Raw genomic sequence first — 24,164 nt, 5'->3', positions numbered from 1 at the left:
AATGTTCACTGTTAATAGAGAGAAAAAATGAAATAACAAACCAATTGAGGACATCATTCACACACGAATAGTTGTCCTCTTTTTTGTTGCTATAGCGATGCTTTAACAGCTTTAGCATACGAATTCGTGTACCAGTTTCCAACAATATCGAAGGCAGCGTATTAATTTATGCGTCTTATTAACCTACGTGCTAAAACAGATTATTTTGAGCGCTAGTAAGCAAATGAATTTTTCGGAGGAGTTGGATATTTCATGGTAAAATGAATGTAAATATTGTTAAAGATTTCACTTAAACTAATTGAGCAGGTTTAGAGTTTTATGGACAACTGAAGAAATAAAAATCTGCTTTTATGGAGGTGCATCATGTCTTTCTCTACTTCAATCATTGACACCATGCGCAGACGCCAGTCGATTCGAACGTTTGATGATAATGACCTTTCAGCAGGAGACATCAATAAATTAACGGCGTATTTAAATGATGAAAGCAACTTGATCGGACCTTTCGGTGCAAGAGGCCGGATTGATCTCGTATTGGTTCAAAAAAATGTGACAGACAAAGGAATCAAGCTTGGAACGTATGGATTTATTAAGCATCCTAAAGCGTATTTAGTTGGTTCATCAGTGAATGCTAAGTATCCACTGATTGAGTATGCTTACATTTTTCATCGAATGACTTTATTTGCAACACAGTTCGGCATAGGTACGTGTTGGATGGGCGGGACGTTTACCCGAAACTCATTTGAAAAAGAAATACAGTTGTATGAAGACGAATTCATTCCATGCGTGACACCACTCGGGTTTCCAAAAGAAAAGCAGCGTGTCTTTGATAAGGCCTTGCGTTTTGTCGTGAGGGCCGATAATAAGAAGCCGTGGGAGAAATTGTTTTATGATGAGACTTTCGCCGCTCCATTACAACGCGATAACGCGGGCTCATTAGAAATCCCTATAGAAATGGTTAGATTAGGACCTTCCGCCTCCAATAAACAACCGTGGCGACTCGTTCTCTCAGAAAACCGAGAGACTTGTCATTTCTACATCGAACATACACCGAATTACAGTAAGGCATTAGGCTATCAAATGCAGCTGTTAGATATGGGCATTGCGATGTGCCAATTTGAATTGGCTTGTGATGAGCTAGGTATCAGCGGGATTTGGGTCATAGACGAACCTGGGTTAGAGAGACTAAATGAAAACATTGAGTACGTCGTTAGCTGGAACCAACAATAAACAGCCTCTGCCAATAGATAGAGGTCTGTTTGAAAACTCATATAGATGTTACACGCTCGAGATGGTGTTTTGAACGACAATAAACCTCAAAGACTATCACTTTGAGGTTCGAAGTTCTATAAGAATTTCAACCCTAACTAAACTCGCCCCTCTCATACTTATCCAACAATACCATCCTTACGTATTCCCTACATTCACTTGATAGGCTGGATCGTTCGGGATGAATGATGTCTCCGTACGGTCTACCTCCGAGGAATTTGACCTCTCCAGTAAACTTCTTTTCTATTATGGCGTCGTATCCATTAAATTGTACAAAGATCGATTGGTGTTCTGTTAGTTGGAAGTCCATTATACTTACGATATGTTGGGGTTTTTGAGTCATATTGGCTATTCTCCTTTTTAGTCGTTCACTCTATCAAAAGCTGTAAGCGAACAGATGTCAAGTGACTCAGTCATAAAACATCGAATAGCATAATAAGAGTCCGCATAATCAAATGCATAATCGGAGTAATAGTTCTCTGTTTATAATGTGGATTTTTTAAATAACGAAATACAAGGGGGGGTTATATTTGAACAAGATTTTAGGGTTGGTTGTTATCATTTTTTTATTTGTAGGTTGTTCATTTTTATTTGTAGGTTGTTCAATAGAAGAAAGAAAAGTAGTTGAAAGGTTAAAACCTGAGGAAGAAAATAAATTGAGTGTTAGAGTATTTGTAAAAAAAACACCTTCAAAAGAATATCAACGTAGCATTCTTAATATATTTGATGAGCATTCTCTATGGGGGGATAAAGTAACCTCACATGGTTTTACGATTTTAGATGAAAATTCCACACAGGAAGATAAATATAACAAGATTTTTGTATTAGATAGATTACCAGAAATATTTGTTTTTAATCATCAGGGTGTTATTTTTCGAACATACGAGGTTGATGAATTAGAGACTTTTCTCATTAGTGGAAAAGATTAGTCAACCAACGAATCTAATTAAAGTATATTAAACAAACGGAAGCATTCCTTCAACAAGGGATGTTTTTATTTATCAAAAAGGAACTTAATGTTACGCTAAAGAGGCAGGTTAGTTAAAGTTAATATTTCTTTAAATAGATTTGAAAACATGCTAAATAGGTAGGGGGGATCAAAGGATGTCTGGAATAAGCTACAGTATGATAATGGTTGCCGTAGTACTCATAACCTATCTCTTTGTCAGGCATAAAGGTGAGAAGAAAAAGCAGGAGAATTTTCTAAAGATGCTCGTTCCATTTTCTATTATTATCCTTCTTTATCTCCCTACTCAATTAACCGAGTCAGAAGAGCCAGCTTACCTGCTTTTCGTTAGTTTACTTGCCCTCCTTTCCATGGGGTTTGTCCATTTTGAGAAAAAAAGACTCTTTGTAGGTACTGTTATATTGGCACTCGCGGGGCTGATTGTGTATTATATTTCCCTGATCTAAACGCTTCCTAAACGTGAAGATACTAACTCTGCAAAGGAGGCTTCTGATGGATGCTGACCAACCTCACGCTAAAAATCTTCAAATACATAACGTCTAAATTAGCTGGTGCTGGATTGCTATTATTTATCTTATTTGTTATTTTGCTCGTATTCTCTACAGGCTTTAATCTCTATCAATTAGTAGAGGAGCTTTCTAGTCCAAACATATGGTTCCTTATATATATATATGGAGTGTTAAGTTCGATTGTTATCGATTTGATCGTTCATAAATTACCGAAATTAAAACGCAAGTTAAACGTTTCAGAGGACACTTTTAAAGCCAGCCTTTATGCCGTTGCCGGGTTTGGCGTGTTTCAAATATGGGGTTTAGATCCGTTTACGATCTTTGTTGGAGTGATCGGAGCAGGGAGCGCGTTCATTTTTTACTTAAGTACGAGGGCTGCCGAGCAAGTAAAATCATTTCGCTATCTATTCGCTATCCTCATTCCATTATTCATCTGCATCCTTTTGACGATCGACTTTACATCGAAAAGCGGGTGGACAGAAGAGAGAACCGACTCATCCTACGCAGCATCTTTCGATTATTTGAATGGCAGACATGAAATCCCGATTCACTTAGAAGAAGGAGAGGTATTTACCGTCACTTACGAATTTAACAATGCAAATGGCGCAGGACATGGCTTCCATATTCGGAATGATAAAAACCAATATGTCGGAATGGAACATATAAATGACGATCCATTCTTATTACAATTAAACGTAGAAGAAACAGGGACCTACAAGGTAGTTGTCACCGGCTACAAAGTAAGCGGCAACTTCACGGTTGATTGGAACATTGATTAAATTAGAAGAGATCTCTTGGTTGAGTATATGACAAAATAGAAAGCCATTCTGTTATTAACAGGATGGCTTTCTCCTTCTTTTGATGAAAAGTTATGTCATAAAGGATAGAGACTATAACCCTTAATTAGTCAAAACAAAAAAGTTATTTATCTGTTTTTAATTGATTCCAGTATCCTTGTTATTTTTAAATGATGAAAAACTGTCAATCCAATAACAATGACACTAAAAATTGAAGACATAATTGTGCTGTACATTAATCCTTTAACAACATTTTGGTTAAACAATCATATCATTCCTATCTCTATGGGGTTTAATTCAACTTTTAATATTTACTTAAACCAATGAAACTATACCCATTTAAAAAACATAGAACTTCTTTTAACTTAATAACGTAAAATATAATTGTCACAATGTAATATATAAATTGCATAATGTAAACTATAGTGTATAATAAGGATATACAAAATCTGGAGGTGTTCACTATGGCACTATGGAACAAAAAGCCTGTTGATGAACGAATCACAACGATCCAAAACAAGATTTACCGCGAGATTTATTACCTTGTCATGCTCATCACCCTGGCCTCAGTCATATTCAAATTTATTACAATCGGAACATCGCTAAATGTTGTCCTAACTGAGGTTCTGATTTTGCTAGGCGCATCCACCTATTACCTGATTCGCTCAGCCTCGCTTGGTATTTATTCAGAGGAGGTAGAAATTCACGACAGCAACAGCAAAGTAACAAGAAACAAAAAGAACTTTTACTGGGGTCTAGCATTAGGACTTGTTTTGGCTCTTATTTTTGCAACAAACAGTGCCATCAACTTTGCCGATACCAGCCAGCAAGCGATCTATAATTTCATTCTCGTCTTCATCGTTTCTCTATTCATTTACGCCCCATTTTTCATAGCGTTTAGTGTTGTTACTCACAATGCGGCGAAGAAACGAAGTGATCAAGTGAATCAAAAGTTACTTGATGAAGAAGAGGTAAAGTAGGCGATGAAGAATGTACGGCTAAAAATCGCACGAACAGAACATGATTTATCACAAGCTGAACTGGCAAAGAAAGTCGGTGTCACAAGGCAGACGATCGGCCTGATAGAGGCTGGTAAATACAACCCGACGCTGCAATTATGCCTTGCTATATGCAAGACACTCCATAAAACGTTAGATGAATTATTTTGGGAAGAGTAAGGAAGCGGTTGCTGCTTATAGCGGCCGCTTTTTTGTCTTTATAAATAAAAGTTAGAATGGTAAGAAATTTCCGGTTGTTCTGTAAGTAAAGCTTTGTTACTATTATGAGGTTGAAATTTTTTCTGTTGGAACGCAGTAAAGTATAAAAGTAGGAGTTGAAAGGGTTGGAAACGCAAAACGAACAATGGTCGTCAAAGCTAGGATTTATTTATGCGACGGCTGGCACAGCAATCGGACTAGGAGCCATCTGGAAGTTCCCTTATGTAGCAGGGACAAGTGGAGGAGGCGCCTTTTTCTTATTATTTATTTTATTTACGCTTCTCATTGGACTTCCGCTGTTAATTGGAGAATTCATTCTTGGCCGCAAAACAGGTAAAGATGCGATTTCTACTTATAAAGAACTCGCTCCAAAGTCAGCTTGGGTTGCAACAGGCTGGATTGGTGTCATCACTTGCTTTATTATTCTTACCTTTTACAGTGTAATCGGCGGCTGGATCTTAATTTATTTAATGAATGCAATCACGGGGCAGTTATCCGGCTTAAGTGTGGATCAGCTCGGTGTGGAGATGGGTGAGATTATTGCGAACCCATGGACGACATTAGGAGCGCAATTAGTATTTATTTTGTTAACAATCATTGTTGTCGCAAAAGGAATTCAGCAAGGTATTGAGCGTGCAAGTAAAGTCATGATGCCGGCTTTATTTGTTTTGTTACTCATTATTGCTGTTAGATCACTCAGCTTAGACGGGGCAATGGAAGGGGTGCAATTCTTACTGCTTCCTGACTTCTCAAGCATCACATCAGAAACGATCTTATTTGCATTAGGACAAGCTTTATTTGCTTTATCACTGGGGATCTCAATTATGGTCACGTACAGTTCATACGTTCCGAAAACGCAGAGCTTACCGCTAGCTGCAGGTTCGATTGGAATCATGAATATCTTTGTAGCACTTCTCGCTGGGTTAATCATTTTCCCTGGAGTGTTTACGTTCGGACTAGAGCCAAGTGAAGGGCCGCAGCTCATTTTTGTTGTTCTGCCAGCCATCTTCGAGCAAATGATGTTTGGACAATTATTTTTAATTGCTTTTCTTGTCTTATTCTTAATCGCAGCACTTACATCAGCCTTCTCATTACTTGAGATTATTGTGGCAAGTCGTGTGAAAAAAGAGATGAGTAAACGTCAAAAAGCGAGCTGGATCATGGGTATAGCTGCTTTTGTATGTGGAATTCCTGCCTGCCTATCTTTTGGAGTCATGGCAGATGTCGAGATTTTCGGCCTTACATTCTTTGATGCAGCCGATCAATTAGCGAGTAATATTTTGATGCCGCTCGGGGCGCTGTTAATTTCTATTTTTGTCCCGCTTAAATTAAGCAAAACAACGCTCTTAAATGAATTGAAGCAAGGTTCATCGGTTGCTTCTAAGCTGTTTATGACGTGGTATTTCCTTCTAAAATATGTGACGCCTTTTGCGATCATCGTAGTATTTTTAGATGCCTTAGGTTTGTTTTCATTATTTTAAAAAGTAAAGTGAGCCCCTGCAGTACACAACACTGCGGGGGCTTATATGGTTAATGATCATCTTAATGGAAAACGCCAGTAAAAGGCGTTTTCCTATTTTTAATGTTTATTGCGTTTGTTGTTATGTTGGTTCTTATTTTGCCCCGTCATTTTACTAACTGCATTTATTGTTCCATCCACAGCACTCATTGCAATGTTTTCTGTTGCTTCTAATGCATTATGCATTGTTTCAAACGCAGAACCTGCCGTATTTTTGATGCTTTGTGCAACTTGATGATTTTGCTGCTGGTTTTGGTTGTTTTGTTGTTGGTTTTGATTTTGACTTTGGTTTTGCTGATTAGCCATAATGATCTCACCTCCTGCTCTATATGATGTGAATTTTAAATGCTATTTATCCAGAGTGAGCTTTAGTAACAACGGTTCTGATCTATTTTCTTATCAAGAATGCTCAATTGTCATATTAGACCATTTGTCTCAATTTATTTTAAAAGGTTTTAACATTCATCTCTCAGTGTAAAGAACAGTAAGTACAAAAAAATACAAGGAGGAGATAAAGATGGATCATGTCAAAACGTTACTCATCAAAGGAGCTGCAACACTCATTCTCTTGTACTTGGTACTCGGGCTGGGACTTGGAATGGCGTTTGAAAATGTCCTGCTTATTACCCTTGTGTTAGGTGTAGTATCTTATATCGCAGGAGACTTAGTGATTTTACCTAAAACAAATAATAAGGTTGCCACGGCATCAGATGGCGTGTTAGCTTTTGTAGTTATTTGGCTGATGGGAATGGCGTTTGGTTTTTCAGGCGGAGCCATGGTCATAACAGCCCTAGTCGCAGCTGCTGTAATGGGAGCATTTGAATTCTATTTCCACGCCTATATTGCAAACAAAGAAGTCGGTATGAACCGCTCAGGCAGTCCTAAATGGCAAGCTGATAATTAAAAGGCTAAAAAGCATCAGAGCTAGCACTCTGATGCTTTTTTTATGGAATACCATGAATCATTTACTCTTTTCATATGCAATTTTCAAGGATTGGGCGGTAAGGCAAGCTACGAAAACTGCCTAAAAGTAATAGGCTACTGTATAAGCAAAAGAGGTGAGAAAATGGGTAGGCGAATCAAACATACTGAAAATGATGTGAATGCTTTAGCAAGGCTCATGATGTCGGAGGCGATTGGTGAAGGCCCCGAAGGAATGGAAATGGTTGGAACAGTTGTGGCCAATCGGGTTGAGGCAGACTGTGAGCCGGACTTCACCAATTTACGTAATATCCGTCATGCTATTTATCAAACGATACCGGGAACGGGAATTCCTCACTTCGAGCCTGTTTTAAATGGAACCTTGTATACACAGCGTCCAACTGAAGAGGACCTCCAGAGGGCTAGAAATTTGTTGCAAGGTCATCGGAACCCACGAGCCCGAATGAATTTATGGTTTTTTAATCCGAGTCCGGGGCAAGCATACCGAGATCCTTGTACCCCTACAATGCCAAGATCCCCGATGACGCAGTTCGATCATGCATACAGGAATCATTGCTTCTATGTCGGTGTACCGGGCTACTGCCCAGAGTTTTATAGATAAATCAAAAAGGAGATGGAATTCACATGAATTACGGAAACTCTAATTTTCATCAAATGAGCAATCAAACTGGTTTTCAACCAGCTGCAATGACGGGGAACGAAGCCCCGCAACAGTTTACTGGCTTTCAGGGGGGAATGCCTTCTGGACCTGCGTACTCAACGCCAGTGGTTCCGATGGGAACTGGGCAGCAGCTTTTGATGGGCAGAGTGGAAGAATCGTTTATTGAAAATATCCTGCGCTACAACAAAGGGAAGATCGGTACTTTCTACTTTACTTACCAAGGAAACAGCGAATGGAATGCAATGGTATACCAAGGCCGTATTGAAACAGCTGGCCGAGACCATATCATTATCAGCGACCCTGCTAGCGGTAAACGCTACCTGCTGATGATGGCAAATCTTGACTGGGTAGAATTTGATGAACAAATTAACTATCCGCACACGGAAATCAGCCCGGAAATCCAGGCATCTATGGAAGTATCAGAGTAATGTAACAGAATTCAAAAAAAAAACGATTATAAAAATGAACTGAACCATGTCATGTGGACAGTGAAAAATAATGTTAAGCGGCCTAAGCTTTAGGCCGTTTAATCGTTTTGGCAGACACACTAGTAGATGAAACAAGGTAGAGCATGGTGAAGAAACTGTTAATGGGTTATACCATTCAAGAGACGATTGCATTAAATGTGATCGTCTTATTCTAGTAGATAGATACTGTGCAGCAACGATATTCATTTTTAGGCGACATTGTGGAACAAGGATTTAATACAAGATGAAAATAAAAATATCGTGTACTAATTTAAGAATATGGATCCTAATATGAAGTGGAATGATTACAAGATGCGATTACATTTATTTAAAGGGGATGCTAGATGAAGTTATCTCGATTCAAAATAAATATGAAGAAATACTTCATTCTGAAGAGGAAGATGATATAAAGTCCTTGCTGTTTGGCAAATTAATGACCGATATGGAGATGTTTTATCATATACCGATTTTTAGTGATGAGGGATGGGAAAAGAAAAACAAAACAAAACAGTTCTGGCTTTATTACGGAAAATTTCTTCGACTCGAAACCTCTATAAAAAGCGTTTTCCACTTTAGGGAAGTGGAGAACGCTTTTAGATGTATTCCCGCATAATATATATGGCGGGTTATCAGGTTTCGTGTAGTAACCCGTATCCTATATTTGCAAGCGCCTGTTTTAACGTGGCGCAGGTAACAAGTCTGTCTAGTTTTATGTCTAACTGCACACTGGTTTGGGCAATGGCCGGACTAATACCTGTGATGATGGTTTTAACTCCTAATAAGGATAGAGCATCTGCTAATTTAAAAATATGGTTTGCCACCATAGTATCCACAAAACTAACTCCAGATAAATCCAAAATCAGTTTGGATATTTCTAATTCTCTGGCGCGTTGCATGGATTGATCTATAATCATCTGTGCTCTCTTTGTATCGATATCACCTACGAGTGGAAGCAGGGCGACATCATCAAATATAGGAACAATAGGAACAGATAATTCATCTAAAGCCATACTGAAAACCTCAGATAGTTTCCGGTGATTTTCTACATACGCTTGACTGAACCCGTAAACCGCTTTATCTAATAAGGGGTCAAGGGATTTAGCGATTGTGAAAATCTGATCTACGGACAACTGCTTTGTTTTTGTCTGATCCTCAATGAATGACCAAATAGCCGTCCGAAAGAAATGAGTTCCTGATAAAGCTTGTTCAAGGGACCGTCCATGTTGGATCGCTAATTCTCCTACCTGTTTCCCCCATTGGATGATATTGATGTTAAACCTGTCATCTTGTGTTTTTAATCCTTCTCCCAGTAGTTTGACAAAATCCGCAGAAGTGTTTATCGCTTCTGTTTGTTGTTCCGCGGTTTTGTCTGTATACTCAGGGTCTTCAAGGGCCCTTAGGTGTAAAGCGTGTTCTGCAATACTAGAAGCATGAAGAATGATTTGATCCGCTAATTCATTTAATGATTGTGTATTCATGATGCCCTCCCAAAACTTATTTACTTTAAACAAATTTTAATGTTTGTCATGTTTTTATCTGTTTATTTTTGAGGTTTTTTATTTGTACGATGTAGCAGAGACTTTTTATTGATTCAAGATTTAATTTTCCAGGCATTAAACTGGTAGTGCTTCCTAAAAGACAAGCAAACTATTTAAACAAATAAATATACAAGAGGAAAAGGAAGCAGCGGTTTCGCTTATTCTTTAGCTAAAGGAGAATAAGTCGATTTTAGCTGATCTTTACTGCACTGTACAACCATACTATACAATAGATATAGAAATATAAATAGAAATTGAACTTACTTTCCGGCTTTAAGAATTAAAGTTTAAAAAATAAACATGACTGTCACTTCCATAATAGTCTATTTGAACCAATTAGTAGCATAATGTTTCAATCTTCTTCTCTCAGTGTAAAGAACTGTAAGCACAGAAAAATACAAGGAGGAGATCATAATGGAACATGTCAAAGCGTTGCTCATCAAAGCAGCTGCAACACTGGTTATCCTGTACTTGATACTTGGTCTCGGGCTTGGAATGGCATTTGAATATGTCCTGTTTATTACCCTTGTGTTAGGGATAGGGTCTTATATAGCAGGCGACTTAATCATTTTGCCTAAAACGAATAATAAGATTGCCACCGGGTCAGACGTAGGTTTAGCATTTATCGTTGTTTGGCTAATGGGTATACCATATGGATATTCCATTGGAACGATGGCCATAACAGCTATTATTGCCGCTCCTGTAGTCGGTGTATTTGAATTTTTCTTCCATACCTATATTTCAAACAAAGAATTAGGCAGGTACGGTTCAGGAAACCGAAAATGGAAGACGGAAATTGAATAAAATGAAAAAGTATCAGAGGAATCCTTCTCTGATGCTTTTTTGTGTCAGATTAGATCACCCGCTTTTATTCCTCCACCAATTCACTCTCAAGTTTTGCGTTCCGGTGCATCTTAATAAACACGTTCGTAATCAATTTTGAAAATAAGAAAATGATCACATATAAAATAAACAAGTGCACATACGTTGTCCCATTATGCAGCTCAAAAAATAAGTGCATGGTTAAAAGCGGCTTAACAATGAATGATAAGAGTGCAGATAATAGAAGAGAGTATACATAGAAATTCTTCTTGTGATTTAACGTCCATTGATAAACGAGCATAAATAAGATAGGCACAAGAGCTGCTTCTAATGAGATGTTGCCAGATAAGAAGGGAATCATCTCAAAGGGGTATCCCCAAAAAACCCATTCTGTCCCCTGCAGTGTCTATATAACCAAACCATACATGGATGTTAAACCCGTAAAAGCCCAACAAAAACATTCTTCTCCGATCAATCACAAAATACAATACAACTAAAGGCGCTACAAAAAACAACAGAAAAATCACCCAAAATTCAAACGTTGTAAAGGATGAATAAAGATTCCAGTAATCCATCTCCACTTGTGAAAGTTCAGTTTTTGTAGCTTGTATCTTTTCATATAATGTCCGCTGCTCTTGATCCATTACTTTTTCCACAATTTACACCCCTTAACGGATAAATGACAAGGTTAGTTTTCACAAATGAAAGGGATATATGTACTTTTTCATTAACCTTAATAATGAATGAACAGCTAAACGGCTTAGAATTTGCTATAATTAAGTAAATATAAATAAATGGAGGGAGATAGCTATGGAAAATAAGACGAATGAAATCATCAAGGATTTCTTAATTGATAAACTTGATCCTTCATTTATACTTATATTTGGTTCATATGCAAAAGGAAATCAACGTGATGATAGTGACATTGATATTGCTTATTATCCAAATGACTCCATGTCTCCATCTCCTTATGAAAATTTTATCCTTGCACAAGAATTAGCCCGTATTTTAAATAAAGAGATCGATCTAATTAACGCCCGGAACGCCTCGACAGTCTTTCTAGCACAAATCTATACGACTGGATCTTTGGTTTATGCTGAGGATGAAAACTTTTTTAAATATCAGCAAATGTTAGCATTAAGTATGTATGCAAAACTTAATGAAGAGCGCAAAGAAATTGTAGATAGAATTGAGGAGAGTGGCTCCATTTATGAGAAATGATATTATTTTAAATAAGGTTGCTGCCATTGAACGCTGTATTCAGCGTATCCAAGAGGTATACGACAATGATCCAGCCACGCTTCAAGATTATACAAAGCAAGATTCAATGATCTTAAATATTCAGAGGGCATGTGAAGCTTCCATTGATTTAGCGATGCATATTGTATCAGACAAAAGGTTGGGACTGCCTCAGACAAGCAGAGATGCTTTCGATTTGTTAGAACAACATAAAGTGATTGATGCTAATGTATCTAAAAGACTACAGGCCATGGTTGGTTTCAGAAATATAGCCGTCCATGATTATCAATCATTAAACTTGATTATTATGAAGGAAATCATTGAGAAGCACTTAAAAGACTTTACGGATTTCACGGTACAAATATTGAAAGCATAAAAAAGAAAACTTAAAGACGCATAAGGTTAAGTATGAAATCACAGACGATTTCATGCTTTTTTATATGGTGTAGCGCATGCCTATAGCAGATCATTCAAATACTATTCCCAATCAACTGTAAAAGGAGCTTCAATATGGGGAACGTAACGAGAGTAATGCTACTCGTAATAATCATACTATTTGCTTCGAATCACCAGACATTTGCTGCACATCAAAGTGACCGGTCTTATTATGAAGAAAAAGGGGATGTCGTGTGGGAAATCAAAACGAAACATAAAATGGTCGCTCTCACATTTGATGACGGTCCGGACACTCGTTATACAAATACCATTTTAGACCTGTTAGCAGAACATAACGCATCAGCCACGTTTTTTGTGGTCGGAAATCGAGTAGAAGAAGCACCTGAAGTGGCAAAAAGGATTATTAAAGAGGGAAATGAAATTGCGAACCATACGAATACTCACCCGAATTTAAGCACTCTTTCGCAAAGTGAGCTCGATAAAGAAATAAAAGATGCAGAACAAGCAATTTTTAATGTGACTGGAGCAAGACCAAATCTCTTCAGGCCTCCACTCGGACTCTACAATGATGAGATTGTCCATAACATTCGCGAAAATGATTATATTGCGGTCATGTGGTCGTGGCATCAAGATACGTATGATTGGAGAAATCCTGGGGTTGAGGCGATTGTAAACAAAGTGCTCAAAAATATTACCAATGGCGACATCATTCTATTCCATGATTATGGCGGGGATCGATCTCAAACGGTCAAAGCACTGGCAATCATCCTCCCAGAGCTTCAAAAGAAGGGCTATCAATTTGTCACTGTATCAGAATTATTAAAAGAAGATAAGAAGTTCCAAGTTCCTTTAATGGAGATTCAAGAGAAAAACGAGCGGAAATGAGGGGTTTATTAGTTTTACATTTGAATCTATCCTATTTGTAGTTGCAGTAGCTGAAACCACCATTCCCCTCTCCATCAATGCCCAATAAACGAATGTTTTTCCCTATGGTATAGGTTGATTTCCACTGCAGGCACACGCATTCCGCGGGCGATCCGGGAGCTTCCTCGGGCTTTCGCCCTGTGGGATCTCCCCTGGCCACGCACATCCCGCTGGAGTCAGTGCCTTCCGCTACAATCAACTGAGCGAGAATGTCGTTTGCTGCTCCCCAAATTAGAACCAGCAGTTCAGAAATCTTATTAAACGAAGCAGTTGTAGAATAAAATAAATATCTGTGTATCAATCACTCTATTAAACCTCGATGAAATACCTCTGGCCCCGCACCTTCTTAGTTATTTTTTATGTTTATTCCAATCATACGGAACCCTACACCACTTGATAAAATGTAAAAATAAAAACATCCAGATCCCTGTGAATATATTCATCATCCAAGTGATCTCATCGCGCAACAAAAATTGATACGAGCAAAACAATAAAACATAAATAATGGAATAGAGGAGAGGTTGTTTAAACACAAGAGAACCTCCTTATGACGTAATCAAGTCTCCTTAATCTTCCTGCTGCGCTTGAAATAGTCCAAAATATCAACCACCCATAACATAGCTAAAAAGCCAGCAAATAGAATGGTCAGCAAGCTTAAGCTCAAGTCGAAAATCCAATTCAACAATAAAACAATAATTAAATAGCTTAACCCTAGAATGGTACGTACATATTTACTTTTCACATTACACCTCACACGCATTATGATTTCTTCTTACTCCAGTCACACGGCACCATGCACCAATGAACAAATTTGATGATAATATACATAATAATAGCCACCATTACATTATCAAACCAAGTAATCTCATCACGGAAGACCGCTTGAAAGAGAGTAAGAATGATAAAATAAATAAACGGAAAATAGGCCATTTGTTGAGACAAAACAAACCTCCTGTCAATCTAGTCAATATTGGTAGTTTACCAAAAGGGTAGAAGAATTTCAAAATAATAGAAAGTGCATGAGTATGGGTCAGAGGCTCGAGTATGTGGGAGGGGTTTTATGGACTTTAGCAGTGAACGACTAACATTACATTTCATAAAGGATTTCTGGAACAAGAATGAATGGACAGATAGCTTTGTTTACGGGATGTTACATAGTGATTTAGAGGGAGCAAGGTGACTGGTTAAAGAAGAGTTAAAGATAAACTTTTACTAACCCTCGAAATGCGAATCCTTGTATATAACGACTGTTTAGTTTACCCTTTGTGAAGGGGGCGAATGGTATGAGTGAGAGTATTGAAGGTATTGATTACAAGGAAGTCATTGAATATGCACTAGATCCGCTAATTGTTCATTCACAATTTAAGATTATCTATATTAACGAAGCAGCAGAATATTTTTTTAGAGCTTCGAGGGAGGAGGTAATTGGGGCAAGCCCTGTCGATATATTTAAAGAAACCTCTAAACCCGCCATTATAAAAAGAATATCGGGAGCTTATAGTGAACCCGCAGAGCTTATTGAGGAAACAATATATAAGATGGATGGAACTTCAGTAGAAGTTGAGTTATATTGTCACCCTATTATGATAGGTGAAACAAAAGCTATTCAAACTTATGTACGGGATCTCACTGAAAGAAAACATCTTGAAGCAGTACAAAATGAAATGAGTAAAGAAATAAACGAGATAGCTTCTAATATTGTACCAATTTCAGAAGGCATTGCTATTCTTCCTCTGGTAGGAGCCATCAATCAGGAGAGGGCAACTCACCTCTTAGAATTGGTACCAGTCAAGGTTCAAGAGCAGAGAGTAACCTGTTTAATTATAGATTTTTCAGGAATTTATCAACTTGATAACTTAGTAGTTGATTCTCTTTTTAAATTTAATAATGTACTAAACTTAATAGGAGTTGAGTGCATTTTAACAGGGGTAAGGCCCCAATTAGCCACGGAAGCAGTTAAACTGGGCTTCAACTTAAAAAATCTCATTACTTTTTCCACTGTTAAGGATGCCTTAAGCTTTTTACAGGAAAAGAAAACAAATTGAAGTGAGGATTTGTTCAAATATATCTTCCTAAACAGGCCGCTACTCCTAAAGGATTAGGGTGGTAAAAGCAACTTAATGCTACCTGTATTAATCTTAAACAAGAAAGGAAAGAAGAAGAAGGGGGAGAATGTGATATACATAAATTATTGATATCAAAACCTGTAGTCCATCATGAATTATTGGTATCATTAGACATTATCAGGGGAATTGCATTTTTTGGTATTATTTCTATGAACCTTGTTTGATGAAAATGTGATTTAAGGGAATAGCTTTTGATTTCCTCTTATACCGGAACGCTTTAGGATTAAAATAAAGAAGTGATTGTATACAATCACTTCTTACTTCTTAGGTATGTGTTTTTATTTAGAAGCCAATTTCACTTCTTTAAATTGTAAAGGCCATTCTTCTTTAAGAGTAAGCATATTCTCGGTTATAAATAGAGGTTTATGATTGGTTGGGGCTTCCATATTCTGCGGGTTAATCCAAATAGCTGACATACCAGCATCAATAGCCCCAACTATATCATTATTCCAAGAATCACCAATATAAACAGCTTGAGAGGGAGCGACTCCATACTTTACTAACGGAATGTGAAAAGCTTCTTCATGAGGTTTTTCTATACCCATTTCTTCTGAAATAAATATTTCTTCTTCACTTAAAACGTTATGAAGATTCATTTTTTGGATCTTTGCTCGTTGTTCCTCAACTTTTCCATTAGTAATAATCCCGATTTGATACGATTTCTTTAACTCAAGTAGATACTTATGCAAGGCCTGATCTGGCTTCACTAAATGAATTAATTGATGAAAGAACTCATTAAAGTAACAATCAGCTTCTTCCGTGCTAATCTTTTGATCAAATTCATCAAGCGTTTTGATAAGACGTTGTTGTCTAACTTCATCTAAAGAAATACGCCCCTCGTGATGTAACTCCCAAAAGTATTGATCATATTGACGATAATACGAGAAAAATTCATCAAATGGTAAGTCTTTTGTGAAATCAGAAAGATAAAAAATAGTGTGAGTAGCTTCGGTCCAATACTCGCTAAAAGAAAGAAGTGTATTATCTAAATCAAACAGCACTAATTTAATATCCTTTATCATTAGCTATCTCCTTTACTCATTCGTTTCTAACTTACTTCTTTCTTTAAAGAAACTGTCGTTGGTTTTGACTGTTCAAATTTAAGCCATAAAATTGCTGTAACCATGATAGATAAACCAGTAATTCTTATGAAGTTAGGCATAGGACCCCAGATAAACCATGTTAATAACATAGCTACCGGAAGTTCAGTAGTAGTTAAAGTAGCCATTAGTACAGAGCTAACATTTTTTGCTGCGTATGATAAAAGTTCGAACACTAGAATTTGACCTAAGATCGCTGTAACAACTCCAAATAATAATGCGTCAAATGTAAAGAGATTTAATTGATCATATTGCCCTAAACAAAAAAACAACACGATGATCGCAGCAATAAGGAAGATAAATACTTTTGTAAATGAATGGTTTGTTATCTTTTGTAAGCTGAATAGATATGTTGCAAAAGATACACCTGCTGCAATTCCATAGAGCATACCTGCTAGAGTCATATTCTCTAAAGTTCCGCCAATTAACAATATAGTACCTAACCATAAACATAAAATTGCTATTATATGTTTATGGACTACTTTTTCTTTAGCAAACACAATGCCAAATAGAAAAAGGATCCAAGGGTATTGAAATAATCCTAATGAGGCGATACTTGGATCAGTTAATTGAATAGAATTATAATAAAATAAGCCCGTCAATACAGTTGTAATGCCTGCAATCCAATTGAAGGGATTCATTATTAACACTCTAGAAGGCAAATCGTTATGCTTCTTATTGACAAATAAATACCTAATAAAAAAGTAAAGGATAGCAAATCCAAATTGATAAATAAGTAGATCTAACGTGGTTAAACCTGTATTATTTGCCACTTTTACAATATTTGAATTTACTCCAAAAACAACACCTGCTATAAGTGCAGCCCATGCCCCAGCTTTAACATTTTTATTGCTCATAACTTTATTTCCTTACGTAAAACAGGTAATGTAAACTTAGTAATTCCAGAGCCTAAATGAGTAGATTCTTTGGTGTGAATCGAAATCCATTTGTATTTTCCTATTTCATTGTCTGGTCGGGGATCTCCAGCCGTCTCAACTTTGTATACTGTTAAAAGCATAGGCTCAGTTCCAAACATAGATTTGGTATAAAAACTACCAAGTAATACATGGGTTGACATACTTAATTGCAATTCTTCTTTTAATTCCCTTTGCAGTGCTTCTAGTTCGGTCTCCCCATCCTCAAGCTTGCCACCTGGAAGCATATAAAAGTCTGGAGATTCTTTTTTGCTTACAACTAATAACTGATTGTTTTTTACAATGGCAGCTCCAATTTTTCGAATCATAACTCGACAGCTCCTGAGCCCTATACTAAGGATGATTGTTTATATTTAACGTTTTCTACAACATTAATAGTGTCTGTCATAAAGCTAACATGGTTATGACAAAGCGGGAGCTTGTCATTCATGTATTCTTGAACCATTTGATCAGTTGGTTCACTAAATGCATCTCCAAAAACAGATACACCCTCTAACGACTTTGAAGATAAGCCAATTGTTAGTAAAGCGTACTTTACATCATCTTGACTGCCAAAATGGTAAATAGGACATTCATAGGTAATTCCATATTCTTTTTCAAAAGAACTTAATATTTCAATAGAGACATCCTTCTGTTCAGCTAAATCTTTTTGGTAGCCGACACATCCATCTACAAGCCGTGTAATTCCATTTTCTATACAATAAACTGTTGCAGCAGCATGAATAGCTAGTTTGTCACCTAATAAAACGAGATTAACTCCCCAGCGCTTAAAGTCTTCTTCTAGATTAGAGATGGCTATACTTCGAAACAGACCATAAGTTGGCAAGATGGTACGACCCACAATGTTTTCTGGAAATCTTTTTTTTAATTCTTCTACTCTCACTTCTGACAACTCGCTCTTAATTCCAATTCCGCTATTACATGTCAATAAATGTACTTCTTTCCCTTGCAGAGCTTCTAGACATGCTACTAATGATGAATCTCGTCCTCCAGTAAATAATACTGCTACCTTTTCTTTAATCATTAATTTAGCTCCTTAATAATTAGTTTTTTAAGTTGATAATTCGTACTGGATTATAGCTGAGTATTAAATAAGTTTGCTTCACACTCGCTCTAGTTAAGATCCACATCACTCCTAGCGTTCAAAACCTAAAATGTGTACGTTCCTCTTAAAAAAAATGATATTGTTCGTTTTTTAAATGAAAACAAACTATTTATTAACATTTTTTTCTATTATTACATCGAAAAATTAAAATTGGCAAGTATTTTTGTAAAAATAATCCATGTCATTCGCTCGGGATTATAAGAAGTTTTTCTAATAGATTTTGACTCCTAAGTATTGATATAATTAAGGAATTTGCTAAATAGTAAAATAAATTTAAAGCAAGAAAATCAAAAAATATATAAGTATGTTTATATTTTTTATGACGGAAACTGTAATCACCCGAGGGTGAACTTCTACCAATATCCTCATTTATTCCTATTTTATCCAGATGTCGAATGTACTAAGATAATAGGTAAAGTATTCCTTTTTGGCGTAATAGAGGTGATGTATGAAAACATTAGACGTGTCTGGCTTACATAGTGGAATAGATGAAATAAAAACAAAGATCGAGCACCAGCAAGAACAGCTTAAACAAATTGAAACATCCGTAATGGGTATCGTCCGTTTAAGTGACTCCTTAAAAGGAGAGGGAGGGACAGCCATTCGTCGTTTCTATCAGGTGTGCCATCTTCCGTTTATTCATTACTTAACCGGGACCCTCGCACAATATGAGCACCTTCTTATGCAAATGAAATCCTCGCTGCAAGCACTTGAACCAGCATCAAACGGAAGAATTCAAGAGAGCTTCCTTGAACAAGAAGTCGAAAACGGCCTAAAGCAGGTTGAGCTCGTCACAACCGCACTCACCAACCAAACGAATGCGACTATGCAAAAAGTACAAGATATCGTCTACCTAAAGCCGCTGCAAGACGATGAAGTCAGGCAATATGTACAAAAAGCCAAGCAAGAAAAAGACCAAACGCGTGAGCAGCTGCATCAATTTGATTATGAGCAGTCGGCAGCACTAGGTTCAGTTGAAGCAAATGTAAACATTATGAAAAGCTATACACAAAATCTAAGTAGCATGTTTCAACGGCAAGGGTCTGATATAGTAAATTTTTCTTTGAATTCATTGTCGTACCAAGCAAGCTATACTATGTTAAAACCAAACCTATCAAACAAGCAACACCAACATTATCAGATCATCAACCAAATGAATCAACCTACTTATTTAAGGAACACTGGAATGCAACAATCTTTAGGCTTTGACAAATGGGTAAATCCAAGCTGTCCAAGACCTGACACAATTAATCAATCAACAGTGGTTCAGGATCAGCCCCCTTGGTGGGAAAAAGCAAGCAATAAAATTATTGATAGCGCGAAATCAGCAGGTAACAAAATCGTTGATGGTGCAAAGACAACAGCTAGAGTGGTAAATGAAAATTCTAGAGAAATAAGCTCCGCAATTCTCGATTTCACCCCCATTCTAGGAAACGTAAAAGCTGGATACGAAGCTACACATGGTGTCGACCCAATCACAAAAAGGGAACTAGAAGATTGGGAACAAACATTAATGATCGCAGCTGTACTAGGTGGAGGGTTTGTAAAGGCTGGGGTAAGGGGAACTCGAGGGGTAAAAAGTGTTGGTTTTACAGGGAAAGAAAATTTCAATAGAAAAGAAGCCCTGCAAGCAGCTAAAGACTTAGCAGGAGTTCCTAGATCACAACAACCTCTTCGCCAATGGCAGGTAGGAGATAACATTAATATGAAAGGCGGAAACTTTAAAAATTATGAGTTCAGCTCAAACCCTACCCATCATGGACGTTATTTTGAGTATGAAACTCCTCAAGGTAAACGAGTTATAGTCGAACATATAAATGATGGCAGAATGCATACACACGCAGGAAAACCTAAAGATGGTGCAAACCCTTTTAATTATGATTTCAAAAAAGAAAGGTACTCTAATATTTACGGGTCAAATAAAGATCATCATATATATTATAAAAAATAACGAGGTATAAAATATGTCAATTCCGAATGAAAAGATAATTAGAAAAAAAGCTATAATTGAAGCGAAAAAGACAATGAGCGCTCTTACTAATTTTGAATTACTAAATTTTGAGGAGTTTGACTCAGACTGGTTAATTTCAGTTGAAAATCAATTACAATTGTTCCGTAAGCTTGATTCTAAGCCCGCCTTTACTAATGCAAATAAGAACAAAGACGAGGTTAGTGAATGGATTGTTAACTCATTAGATTTTCTCAAGAACAAAAAAGAGTTCTCTGTAATCATTCCTAACACTTCATATCCTGTTTGGGCTAATGTTAAAGTTGAAGATTTAATTAAAGGCATTTCTGAACTCTTGAAGATATCAATATCTAATGAATTATCAATAGCGGACAAATCTTCTACTATTATTGCACAAATTTATTCTGAAGAAAAAGGTTATGAGATTCACATAGGGAAGGTTATTACTGATTACTAGGGTTAACTCGATCTTTCACTCGTGCTTAGGCTAAATATAGTCTAAGCATTTTTCAGATAATTTTAAGAGTATTTTCAATCTGATTAATCAATCATTCCTCTCATATGCTTTTAATGAATAAGCTGGCTCAAAGGAATATGTCGCCTAACTTGCTACATACGAATCAGCTAAACTCCTTACATACGGATTGGCAGGATCCTATTACCTTTAATCAATGGTATAATCCTTCCTGCGCAAAGCCTGTTGCAGCAGCAAATGCCACCGCAGAAGCTGAAGACACCGGCGGATTTTTTAAAGGGGCATGGCAGGGAATTGCGAAGGCTTTCACAGATACAGTAGATGGGATTAAGCGTCTAGTGACAGAGCCGGTGGAAGTACTGAATGAAACCGTTGATTTTATTACCGATGTAGCGGATGAACCAAGCTTGCTGCTTGATATCGGCCACGCTTTATGGATCTCATTTGATGAGAATGTGATAAACGGAACGGCTTCAACAAGAGGAGAATGGATCGGCTATACATCAGCCATCATAGGCGGTTCAGTTCTTGGTGATAAAGGATTAAGCAAAGTCTCACAAGCCGGACGTCTCGGTCAGCTAGGAGACAAGCCTGGTTATTCATCCCACCATCAATTACAATTACAACTAGCCGCACAAAATAGCTTAAATCAAACTGCAAATGCAGCGACAAATGCAAGAGGACTTACCCACATCCGAGAGCTAGCGCAGCAGTCAATGAATAGAGCCGGAGCAGCCGTTCATAATATGACACCAAACGCAGGCTTACAACCAGCCCTAGCTGGAATCCCACACAACGTCATCAATACAAACGGGATGAGAAACCAGCTAGGTGAGATAAACCAAGCGAACTTGATTAAGGTTGAGCAAGGAGCTGGGGTACGGAGTGGTAAAAGGGTAGATTCTGAGACAATAAAAAAATATATAAGAGATATGGAAGGCAGAACAGGAAGAGAATTACCCAAAAATCAAATAGAGAATTTGAAGGCTGCTTTAAGAAATAAAGAATATAAAAAAATGTCTCCAGTTGAAACAGCAAAGCACAGGGTAGTTTTTGATAGAGTAAAAAACAAAGTTATCAAAGATTGGGAAGTAAACACAGGACAACAGTGGCCAGTGTATAACGAAAATGTAATTTCAGAAAAAACAGGTAGAATTATTCGGAGAAAAGGAGACAAATATGATGCTCATCATATAATTGAAAATACTTTTGGAGGAGAACACGAATGGTGGAATATGCACCCAGCAAAATTCCCTACTGAGCATCAAGCTGGAATTCATGGATCAGGGTCGCCAGCAAATATACTTTTTAAAGGAGTTAAACAATAATGAATTATGATTTTATTATGGTAAACGAAGAAAACACATTCTATTCAGTGTCTAAAGATGAAATTAAGGAGGTTGAAAAGGAACTTAATTTAATATTCCCAAGAGAGTTAGTCAACTTTCTTAATGAGATTGGTTACGGTTTTATTAAAGGGTCAGAGTATAATATTAATCGTATTATGGACCCTTACTCAATAAGAGATTTCCGTTTAAGAGTTAATGATTTTGAGTTCTATCCTGACATTGAAATATATGATGCATTTGAAAATGATAAACTAATATTTTTTGAAGGTAGTGAATCAGCTTTAATGTCTATAGAATTAAATAAAAGCGACACGAATCCAATTTATTATTATGACATTAAAATTGCAGACTCTCTTAAAGAGTTTTTAAGTAAGATAGAAATTAATGATCAATATTACTTAGATTTAATTACAGATTAATTAAGTTATGCCTCCATGGAAAGAATTGTTAGCAGAAATTGAAAAGATTGAAAAGAAATACGGAAGTTCACTTAAGAAGCGAGCATCGCATACAGAAATAATAAAAATGAATCAAGGGATTCAGCTGAATTTCGGGAATATGGTATTACCTGATTCGTATGAGAGATTTTTAAAAACTATAAATGGATTAGACTTTAATGGATTAGTAATTTATGGTGTTGATAAAGGTCTACTTGATAATGAATTAAATGAAGACATTGCTTATTTAGAACTCGATAAACCTTCTGGGACTGTTATCCAATCTTACGAGAGTTTTGATTCTATGATCTCTCATGCACTTGAGACAGCTCTGTTATAATTGCTGTTCGTAGGCACCAGCCATTATGTCACTTAAATTCCAAATAATAGAACTTGTATGGCAACTTGCACAACAAGTGCTTTTATGAATGAAATAGTTTAATAGGTGATTAACCAATGAACCCAAAAATTGAAGAAATGATTAATGAATATATAGAAGATGGAGATTTTATTGGAAAAGTTTCAGATGAAGCTATTGAAAAGGCGGAAGAAGTTTTAAAAGTTAAATTCCCAAGAGACTATAGGAAATTTGTTAAACATTATGGCTCAGGTGGCATTTGTGGAGTTGATATATTGGGTATTAAAGGAGTAGACTATGCATCTGTGGTTGAGAAAACACAACAGTATAGAGAGTTAGGTTTACCTAAAAAGTATATTGTCATTGAGAATGTTGGTGAATTTGTATACTGTTTAGACACATTAGAGAATTTTAATGTTGTTAGATGGGACGATATAAGTAAAAGAGAACTTTTCAGGTATACAACCTTTGATGAGTATTTAACAGATAGTTTTCAAGAGGCAATTGACAATATCTAAAGGGAATTAAATACCTCACTATAAATCAAAGTGTTTTTCAACCACTCTGATTACATCTTATATTTTCTAAATCTGTCTCTAAGTATTAGCTTAGCAGGCAGATTTTTTCCTATTGTGTGTTTTCTTTAGTCCTTTTTTCTGTTGAGAAATATAGAAGGTGATAAGTCATATGAAATATTACTATGAATTTAATAAGGATCGACTTGGTAATACAAGAATTGTACTACCGGAAAAATTAAGTCTATTCGCTGATTTCATTGAAGACATTTCAACAGTGGATGAAGTTGATGAGTATATTGGGTACATACAGAATGTTATAAACTCACGATATATAGACTTTGAAATTACTTTGAATGCTACGAGTGTCATTATTAAGAAAGAAGTGACAATAGTTGAGCATCACTATCGTATTGAGGAACCTCATAATAGCACAATGGAAACTGAGGAGTTTCTTAAGATGTTATTTTTATGGAGAGAGAATTGTTAAGCTAATTTAATAACTGCAGCCAAATCGCAGTAAAATCATGG

The 24,164-nt window shown here is 36.7% G+C and carries 32 protein-coding genes and 2 pseudogenes; 24 read left to right on the top strand and 10 right to left on the bottom strand.

Annotation, left to right across the window (positions count from 1 at the left end):
- Positions 1–363: 363 nt before the first annotated feature.
- The 7 genes from BPOF4_RS09350 (at position 364) to BPOF4_RS09315 (ending at position 6,237) form a co-directional block, all read left to right on the top strand.
- On the top strand, positions 364–1,227 hold the full coding sequence (locus tag BPOF4_RS09350) for a nitroreductase family protein (RefSeq protein WP_012958893.1): 864 nt from the start codon (positions 364–366) through the stop codon (positions 1,225–1,227).
- A 569-nt stretch (positions 1,228–1,796) separates the two neighbouring features.
- Entirely contained in the window at positions 1,797–2,195 is a 399-nt protein-coding gene (locus tag BPOF4_RS09340; RefSeq protein WP_012958891.1) for a hypothetical protein, read from the top strand.
- 175 nt (positions 2,196–2,370) lie between these two features.
- On the top strand, positions 2,371–2,679 hold the full coding sequence (locus BPOF4_RS09335) for a hypothetical protein (protein ID WP_012958890.1): 309 nt from the start codon (positions 2,371–2,373) through the stop codon (positions 2,677–2,679).
- A gap of 50 nt (positions 2,680–2,729) precedes the next feature.
- A complete protein-coding gene (locus BPOF4_RS09330) occupies positions 2,730–3,521 on the top strand; it encodes a hypothetical protein (RefSeq protein ID WP_012958889.1) in 792 nt (263 codons plus the stop codon).
- 482 nt (positions 3,522–4,003) lie between these two features.
- Positions 4,004–4,519 (top strand): DUF6773 family protein, encoded by a 516-nt coding sequence (locus tag BPOF4_RS09325; RefSeq protein ID WP_012958888.1) that lies wholly within the window; start codon positions 4,004–4,006, stop codon positions 4,517–4,519.
- A 3-nt stretch (positions 4,520–4,522) separates the two neighbouring features.
- On the top strand, positions 4,523–4,717 hold the full coding sequence (locus BPOF4_RS09320) for a helix-turn-helix transcriptional regulator (RefSeq protein WP_012958887.1): 195 nt from the start codon (positions 4,523–4,525) through the stop codon (positions 4,715–4,717).
- 164 nt (positions 4,718–4,881) lie between these two features.
- Positions 4,882–6,237, top strand: a complete 1,356-nt coding sequence (locus BPOF4_RS09315) for a sodium-dependent transporter (protein ID WP_012958886.1) — start codon at positions 4,882–4,884, stop codon at positions 6,235–6,237.
- A gap of 98 nt (positions 6,238–6,335) precedes the next feature.
- Here BPOF4_RS09315 and BPOF4_RS09310 read toward each other — a convergent pair whose 3' ends face one another.
- Positions 6,336–6,581 (bottom strand): hypothetical protein, encoded by a 246-nt coding sequence (locus BPOF4_RS09310; RefSeq protein ID WP_012958885.1) that lies wholly within the window; start codon positions 6,579–6,581, stop codon positions 6,336–6,338.
- A gap of 211 nt (positions 6,582–6,792) precedes the next feature.
- Between BPOF4_RS09310 and BPOF4_RS09305 the strand changes: the two genes are divergently transcribed.
- The 4 genes from BPOF4_RS09305 (at position 6,793) to BPOF4_RS09290 (ending at position 8,958) form a co-directional block, all read left to right on the top strand.
- The gene (locus tag BPOF4_RS09305; protein WP_012958884.1) at positions 6,793–7,179 is read left to right on the top strand and encodes a DUF2512 family protein; all 387 of its coding nucleotides are present in this window, start codon (positions 6,793–6,795) and stop codon (positions 7,177–7,179) included.
- Between the two features lie 162 nt (positions 7,180–7,341).
- On the top strand, positions 7,342–7,818 hold the full coding sequence (locus tag BPOF4_RS09300; protein ID WP_012958883.1) for a cell wall hydrolase: 477 nt from the start codon (positions 7,342–7,344) through the stop codon (positions 7,816–7,818).
- 134 nt (positions 7,819–7,952) lie between these two features.
- The gene (gerQ, locus tag BPOF4_RS09295; protein ID WP_420796443.1) at positions 7,953–8,306 is read left to right on the top strand and encodes a spore coat protein GerQ; all 354 of its coding nucleotides are present in this window, start codon (positions 7,953–7,955) and stop codon (positions 8,304–8,306) included.
- Between the two features lie 376 nt (positions 8,307–8,682).
- Positions 8,683–8,958 (top strand): hypothetical protein, encoded by a 276-nt coding sequence (locus tag BPOF4_RS09290; protein ID WP_148229513.1) that lies wholly within the window; start codon positions 8,683–8,685, stop codon positions 8,956–8,958.
- Between the two features lie 16 nt (positions 8,959–8,974).
- Here the strand turns inward: BPOF4_RS09290 and BPOF4_RS09285 are convergent, their stop codons facing one another.
- A complete protein-coding gene (locus tag BPOF4_RS09285; protein WP_012958880.1) occupies positions 8,975–9,823 on the bottom strand; it encodes an STAS domain-containing protein in 849 nt (282 codons plus the stop codon).
- A gap of 474 nt (positions 9,824–10,297) precedes the next feature.
- On the opposite strand from BPOF4_RS09285, the gene BPOF4_RS09280 reads away from it, so the two are divergent.
- Positions 10,298–10,687, top strand: a complete 390-nt coding sequence (locus tag BPOF4_RS09280; protein ID WP_012958879.1) for a YndM family protein — start codon at positions 10,298–10,300, stop codon at positions 10,685–10,687.
- 64 nt (positions 10,688–10,751) lie between these two features.
- On the opposite strand, the gene BPOF4_RS21195 is transcribed toward BPOF4_RS09280, so the two are convergent.
- The gene (locus tag BPOF4_RS21195) at positions 10,752–11,066 is read right to left on the bottom strand and encodes a hypothetical protein (RefSeq protein ID WP_012958878.1); all 315 of its coding nucleotides are present in this window, start codon (positions 11,064–11,066) and stop codon (positions 10,752–10,754) included.
- Between the two features lies 1 nt (position 11,067).
- Positions 11,068–11,361, bottom strand: coding sequence for a hypothetical protein (locus BPOF4_RS21190; protein ID WP_012958877.1), 294 nt, complete (start codon positions 11,359–11,361; stop codon positions 11,068–11,070).
- Between the two features lie 154 nt (positions 11,362–11,515).
- Here BPOF4_RS21190 and mntA point away from each other — a divergent pair, with 154 nt between their 5' ends.
- The 3 genes from mntA to BPOF4_RS09260 all read left to right on the top strand — a co-directional run bounded on the left by mntA (position 11,516) and on the right by BPOF4_RS09260 (position 13,225).
- On the top strand, positions 11,516–11,926 hold the full coding sequence (mntA, locus tag BPOF4_RS09270; protein WP_012958876.1) for a type VII toxin-antitoxin system MntA family adenylyltransferase antitoxin: 411 nt from the start codon (positions 11,516–11,518) through the stop codon (positions 11,924–11,926).
- Entirely contained in the window at positions 11,916–12,320 is a 405-nt protein-coding gene (gene hepT / locus BPOF4_RS09265; RefSeq protein WP_012958875.1) for a type VII toxin-antitoxin system HepT family RNase toxin, read from the top strand. The genes mntA and hepT overlap by 11 nt, the downstream gene beginning before the upstream one ends.
- 134 nt (positions 12,321–12,454) lie before the next feature.
- Positions 12,455–13,225, top strand: coding sequence for a polysaccharide deacetylase family protein (locus tag BPOF4_RS09260; RefSeq protein WP_012958874.1), 771 nt, complete (start codon positions 12,455–12,457; stop codon positions 13,223–13,225).
- 595 nt (positions 13,226–13,820) lie between these two features.
- Here the strand turns inward: BPOF4_RS09260 and BPOF4_RS09245 are convergent.
- Both BPOF4_RS09245 and BPOF4_RS09240 read right to left on the bottom strand, forming a co-directional pair.
- A complete protein-coding gene (locus tag BPOF4_RS09245) occupies positions 13,821–14,006 on the bottom strand; it encodes a hypothetical protein (RefSeq protein WP_162467778.1) in 186 nt (61 codons plus the stop codon).
- Positions 14,007–14,023: 17 nt separating this feature from the next.
- Positions 14,024–14,206: a hypothetical protein gene (locus BPOF4_RS09240; protein WP_012958870.1), complete on the bottom strand. Its 183-nt coding sequence runs from the start codon at positions 14,204–14,206 to the stop codon at positions 14,024–14,026.
- 136 nt (positions 14,207–14,342) lie between these two features.
- Here BPOF4_RS09240 and BPOF4_RS22535 point away from each other — a divergent pair.
- Positions 14,343–14,444 (top strand): annotated as a pseudogene (locus BPOF4_RS22535) (GNAT family N-acetyltransferase); the annotation flags it as partial.
- 103 nt (positions 14,445–14,547) lie between these two features.
- Positions 14,548–15,309 carry a PAS domain S-box protein gene (locus BPOF4_RS09235; RefSeq protein WP_012958868.1) on the top strand — a complete coding sequence of 254 codons (762 nt, stop codon included), beginning with the start codon at positions 14,548–14,550 and terminating at the stop codon, positions 15,307–15,309.
- A gap of 359 nt (positions 15,310–15,668) precedes the next feature.
- Here BPOF4_RS09235 and BPOF4_RS09230 read toward each other — a convergent pair whose 3' ends face one another.
- The 4 genes from BPOF4_RS09230 to BPOF4_RS09215 are packed head-to-tail and all read right to left on the bottom strand — an operon-like array spanning position 15,669 to position 18,449.
- Entirely contained in the window at positions 15,669–16,412 is a 744-nt protein-coding gene (locus BPOF4_RS09230; RefSeq protein WP_012958867.1) for an HAD family hydrolase, read from the bottom strand.
- Between the two features lie 26 nt (positions 16,413–16,438).
- The gene (locus tag BPOF4_RS09225) at positions 16,439–17,347 is read right to left on the bottom strand and encodes a DMT family transporter (RefSeq protein WP_012958866.1); all 909 of its coding nucleotides are present in this window, start codon (positions 17,345–17,347) and stop codon (positions 16,439–16,441) included.
- Entirely contained in the window at positions 17,344–17,733 is a 390-nt protein-coding gene (locus BPOF4_RS09220) for an NUDIX hydrolase (protein WP_012958865.1), read from the bottom strand. Before BPOF4_RS09220 ends, BPOF4_RS09225 begins: the two co-directional genes overlap by 4 nt.
- Before the next feature lie 20 nt (positions 17,734–17,753).
- On the bottom strand, positions 17,754–18,449 hold the full coding sequence (locus tag BPOF4_RS09215) for a hypothetical protein (RefSeq protein ID WP_012958864.1): 696 nt from the start codon (positions 18,447–18,449) through the stop codon (positions 17,754–17,756).
- 529 nt (positions 18,450–18,978) lie between these two features.
- On the opposite strand from BPOF4_RS09215, the gene BPOF4_RS21650 reads away from it, so the two are divergent.
- The 7 genes and pseudogenes from BPOF4_RS21650 (at position 18,979) to BPOF4_RS09175 (ending at position 24,123) form a co-directional block, all read left to right on the top strand.
- Positions 18,979–20,481 (top strand): T7SS effector LXG polymorphic toxin, encoded by a 1,503-nt coding sequence (locus BPOF4_RS21650; RefSeq protein WP_012958863.1) that lies wholly within the window; start codon positions 18,979–18,981, stop codon positions 20,479–20,481.
- Positions 20,482–20,494: 13 nt separating this feature from the next.
- Positions 20,495–20,956 (top strand): hypothetical protein, encoded by a 462-nt coding sequence (locus BPOF4_RS09200; protein ID WP_012958862.1) that lies wholly within the window; start codon positions 20,495–20,497, stop codon positions 20,954–20,956.
- A 920-nt stretch (positions 20,957–21,876) separates the two neighbouring features.
- Positions 21,877–22,302 (top strand): annotated as a pseudogene (locus tag BPOF4_RS21645) (T7SS effector LXG polymorphic toxin); the annotation flags it as partial.
- The gene (locus BPOF4_RS09190) at positions 22,302–22,742 is read left to right on the top strand and encodes an SMI1/KNR4 family protein (protein WP_012958860.1); all 441 of its coding nucleotides are present in this window, start codon (positions 22,302–22,304) and stop codon (positions 22,740–22,742) included. The pseudogene BPOF4_RS21645 and the gene BPOF4_RS09190, both read left to right, overlap by 1 nt.
- 7 nt (positions 22,743–22,749) lie before the next feature.
- A complete protein-coding gene (locus tag BPOF4_RS09185) occupies positions 22,750–23,100 on the top strand; it encodes a YrhA family protein (RefSeq protein WP_012958859.1) in 351 nt (116 codons plus the stop codon).
- A gap of 116 nt (positions 23,101–23,216) precedes the next feature.
- Entirely contained in the window at positions 23,217–23,636 is a 420-nt protein-coding gene (locus BPOF4_RS09180) for an SMI1/KNR4 family protein (RefSeq protein ID WP_012958858.1), read from the top strand.
- Positions 23,637–23,805: 169 nt separating this feature from the next.
- Positions 23,806–24,123 (top strand): hypothetical protein, encoded by a 318-nt coding sequence (locus BPOF4_RS09175; protein ID WP_012958857.1) that lies wholly within the window; start codon positions 23,806–23,808, stop codon positions 24,121–24,123.
- Positions 24,124–24,164: the final 41 nt, after the last annotated feature.

Origin of the sequence: Alkalihalophilus pseudofirmus OF4 (genome assembly GCF_000005825.2) — a bacterium.
Lineage (GTDB): Bacteria > Bacillota > Bacilli > Bacillales > Bacillaceae_D > Alkalihalophilus > Alkalihalophilus pseudofirmus.
This window is presented reverse-complemented; position numbering and strand designations above follow the sequence as displayed.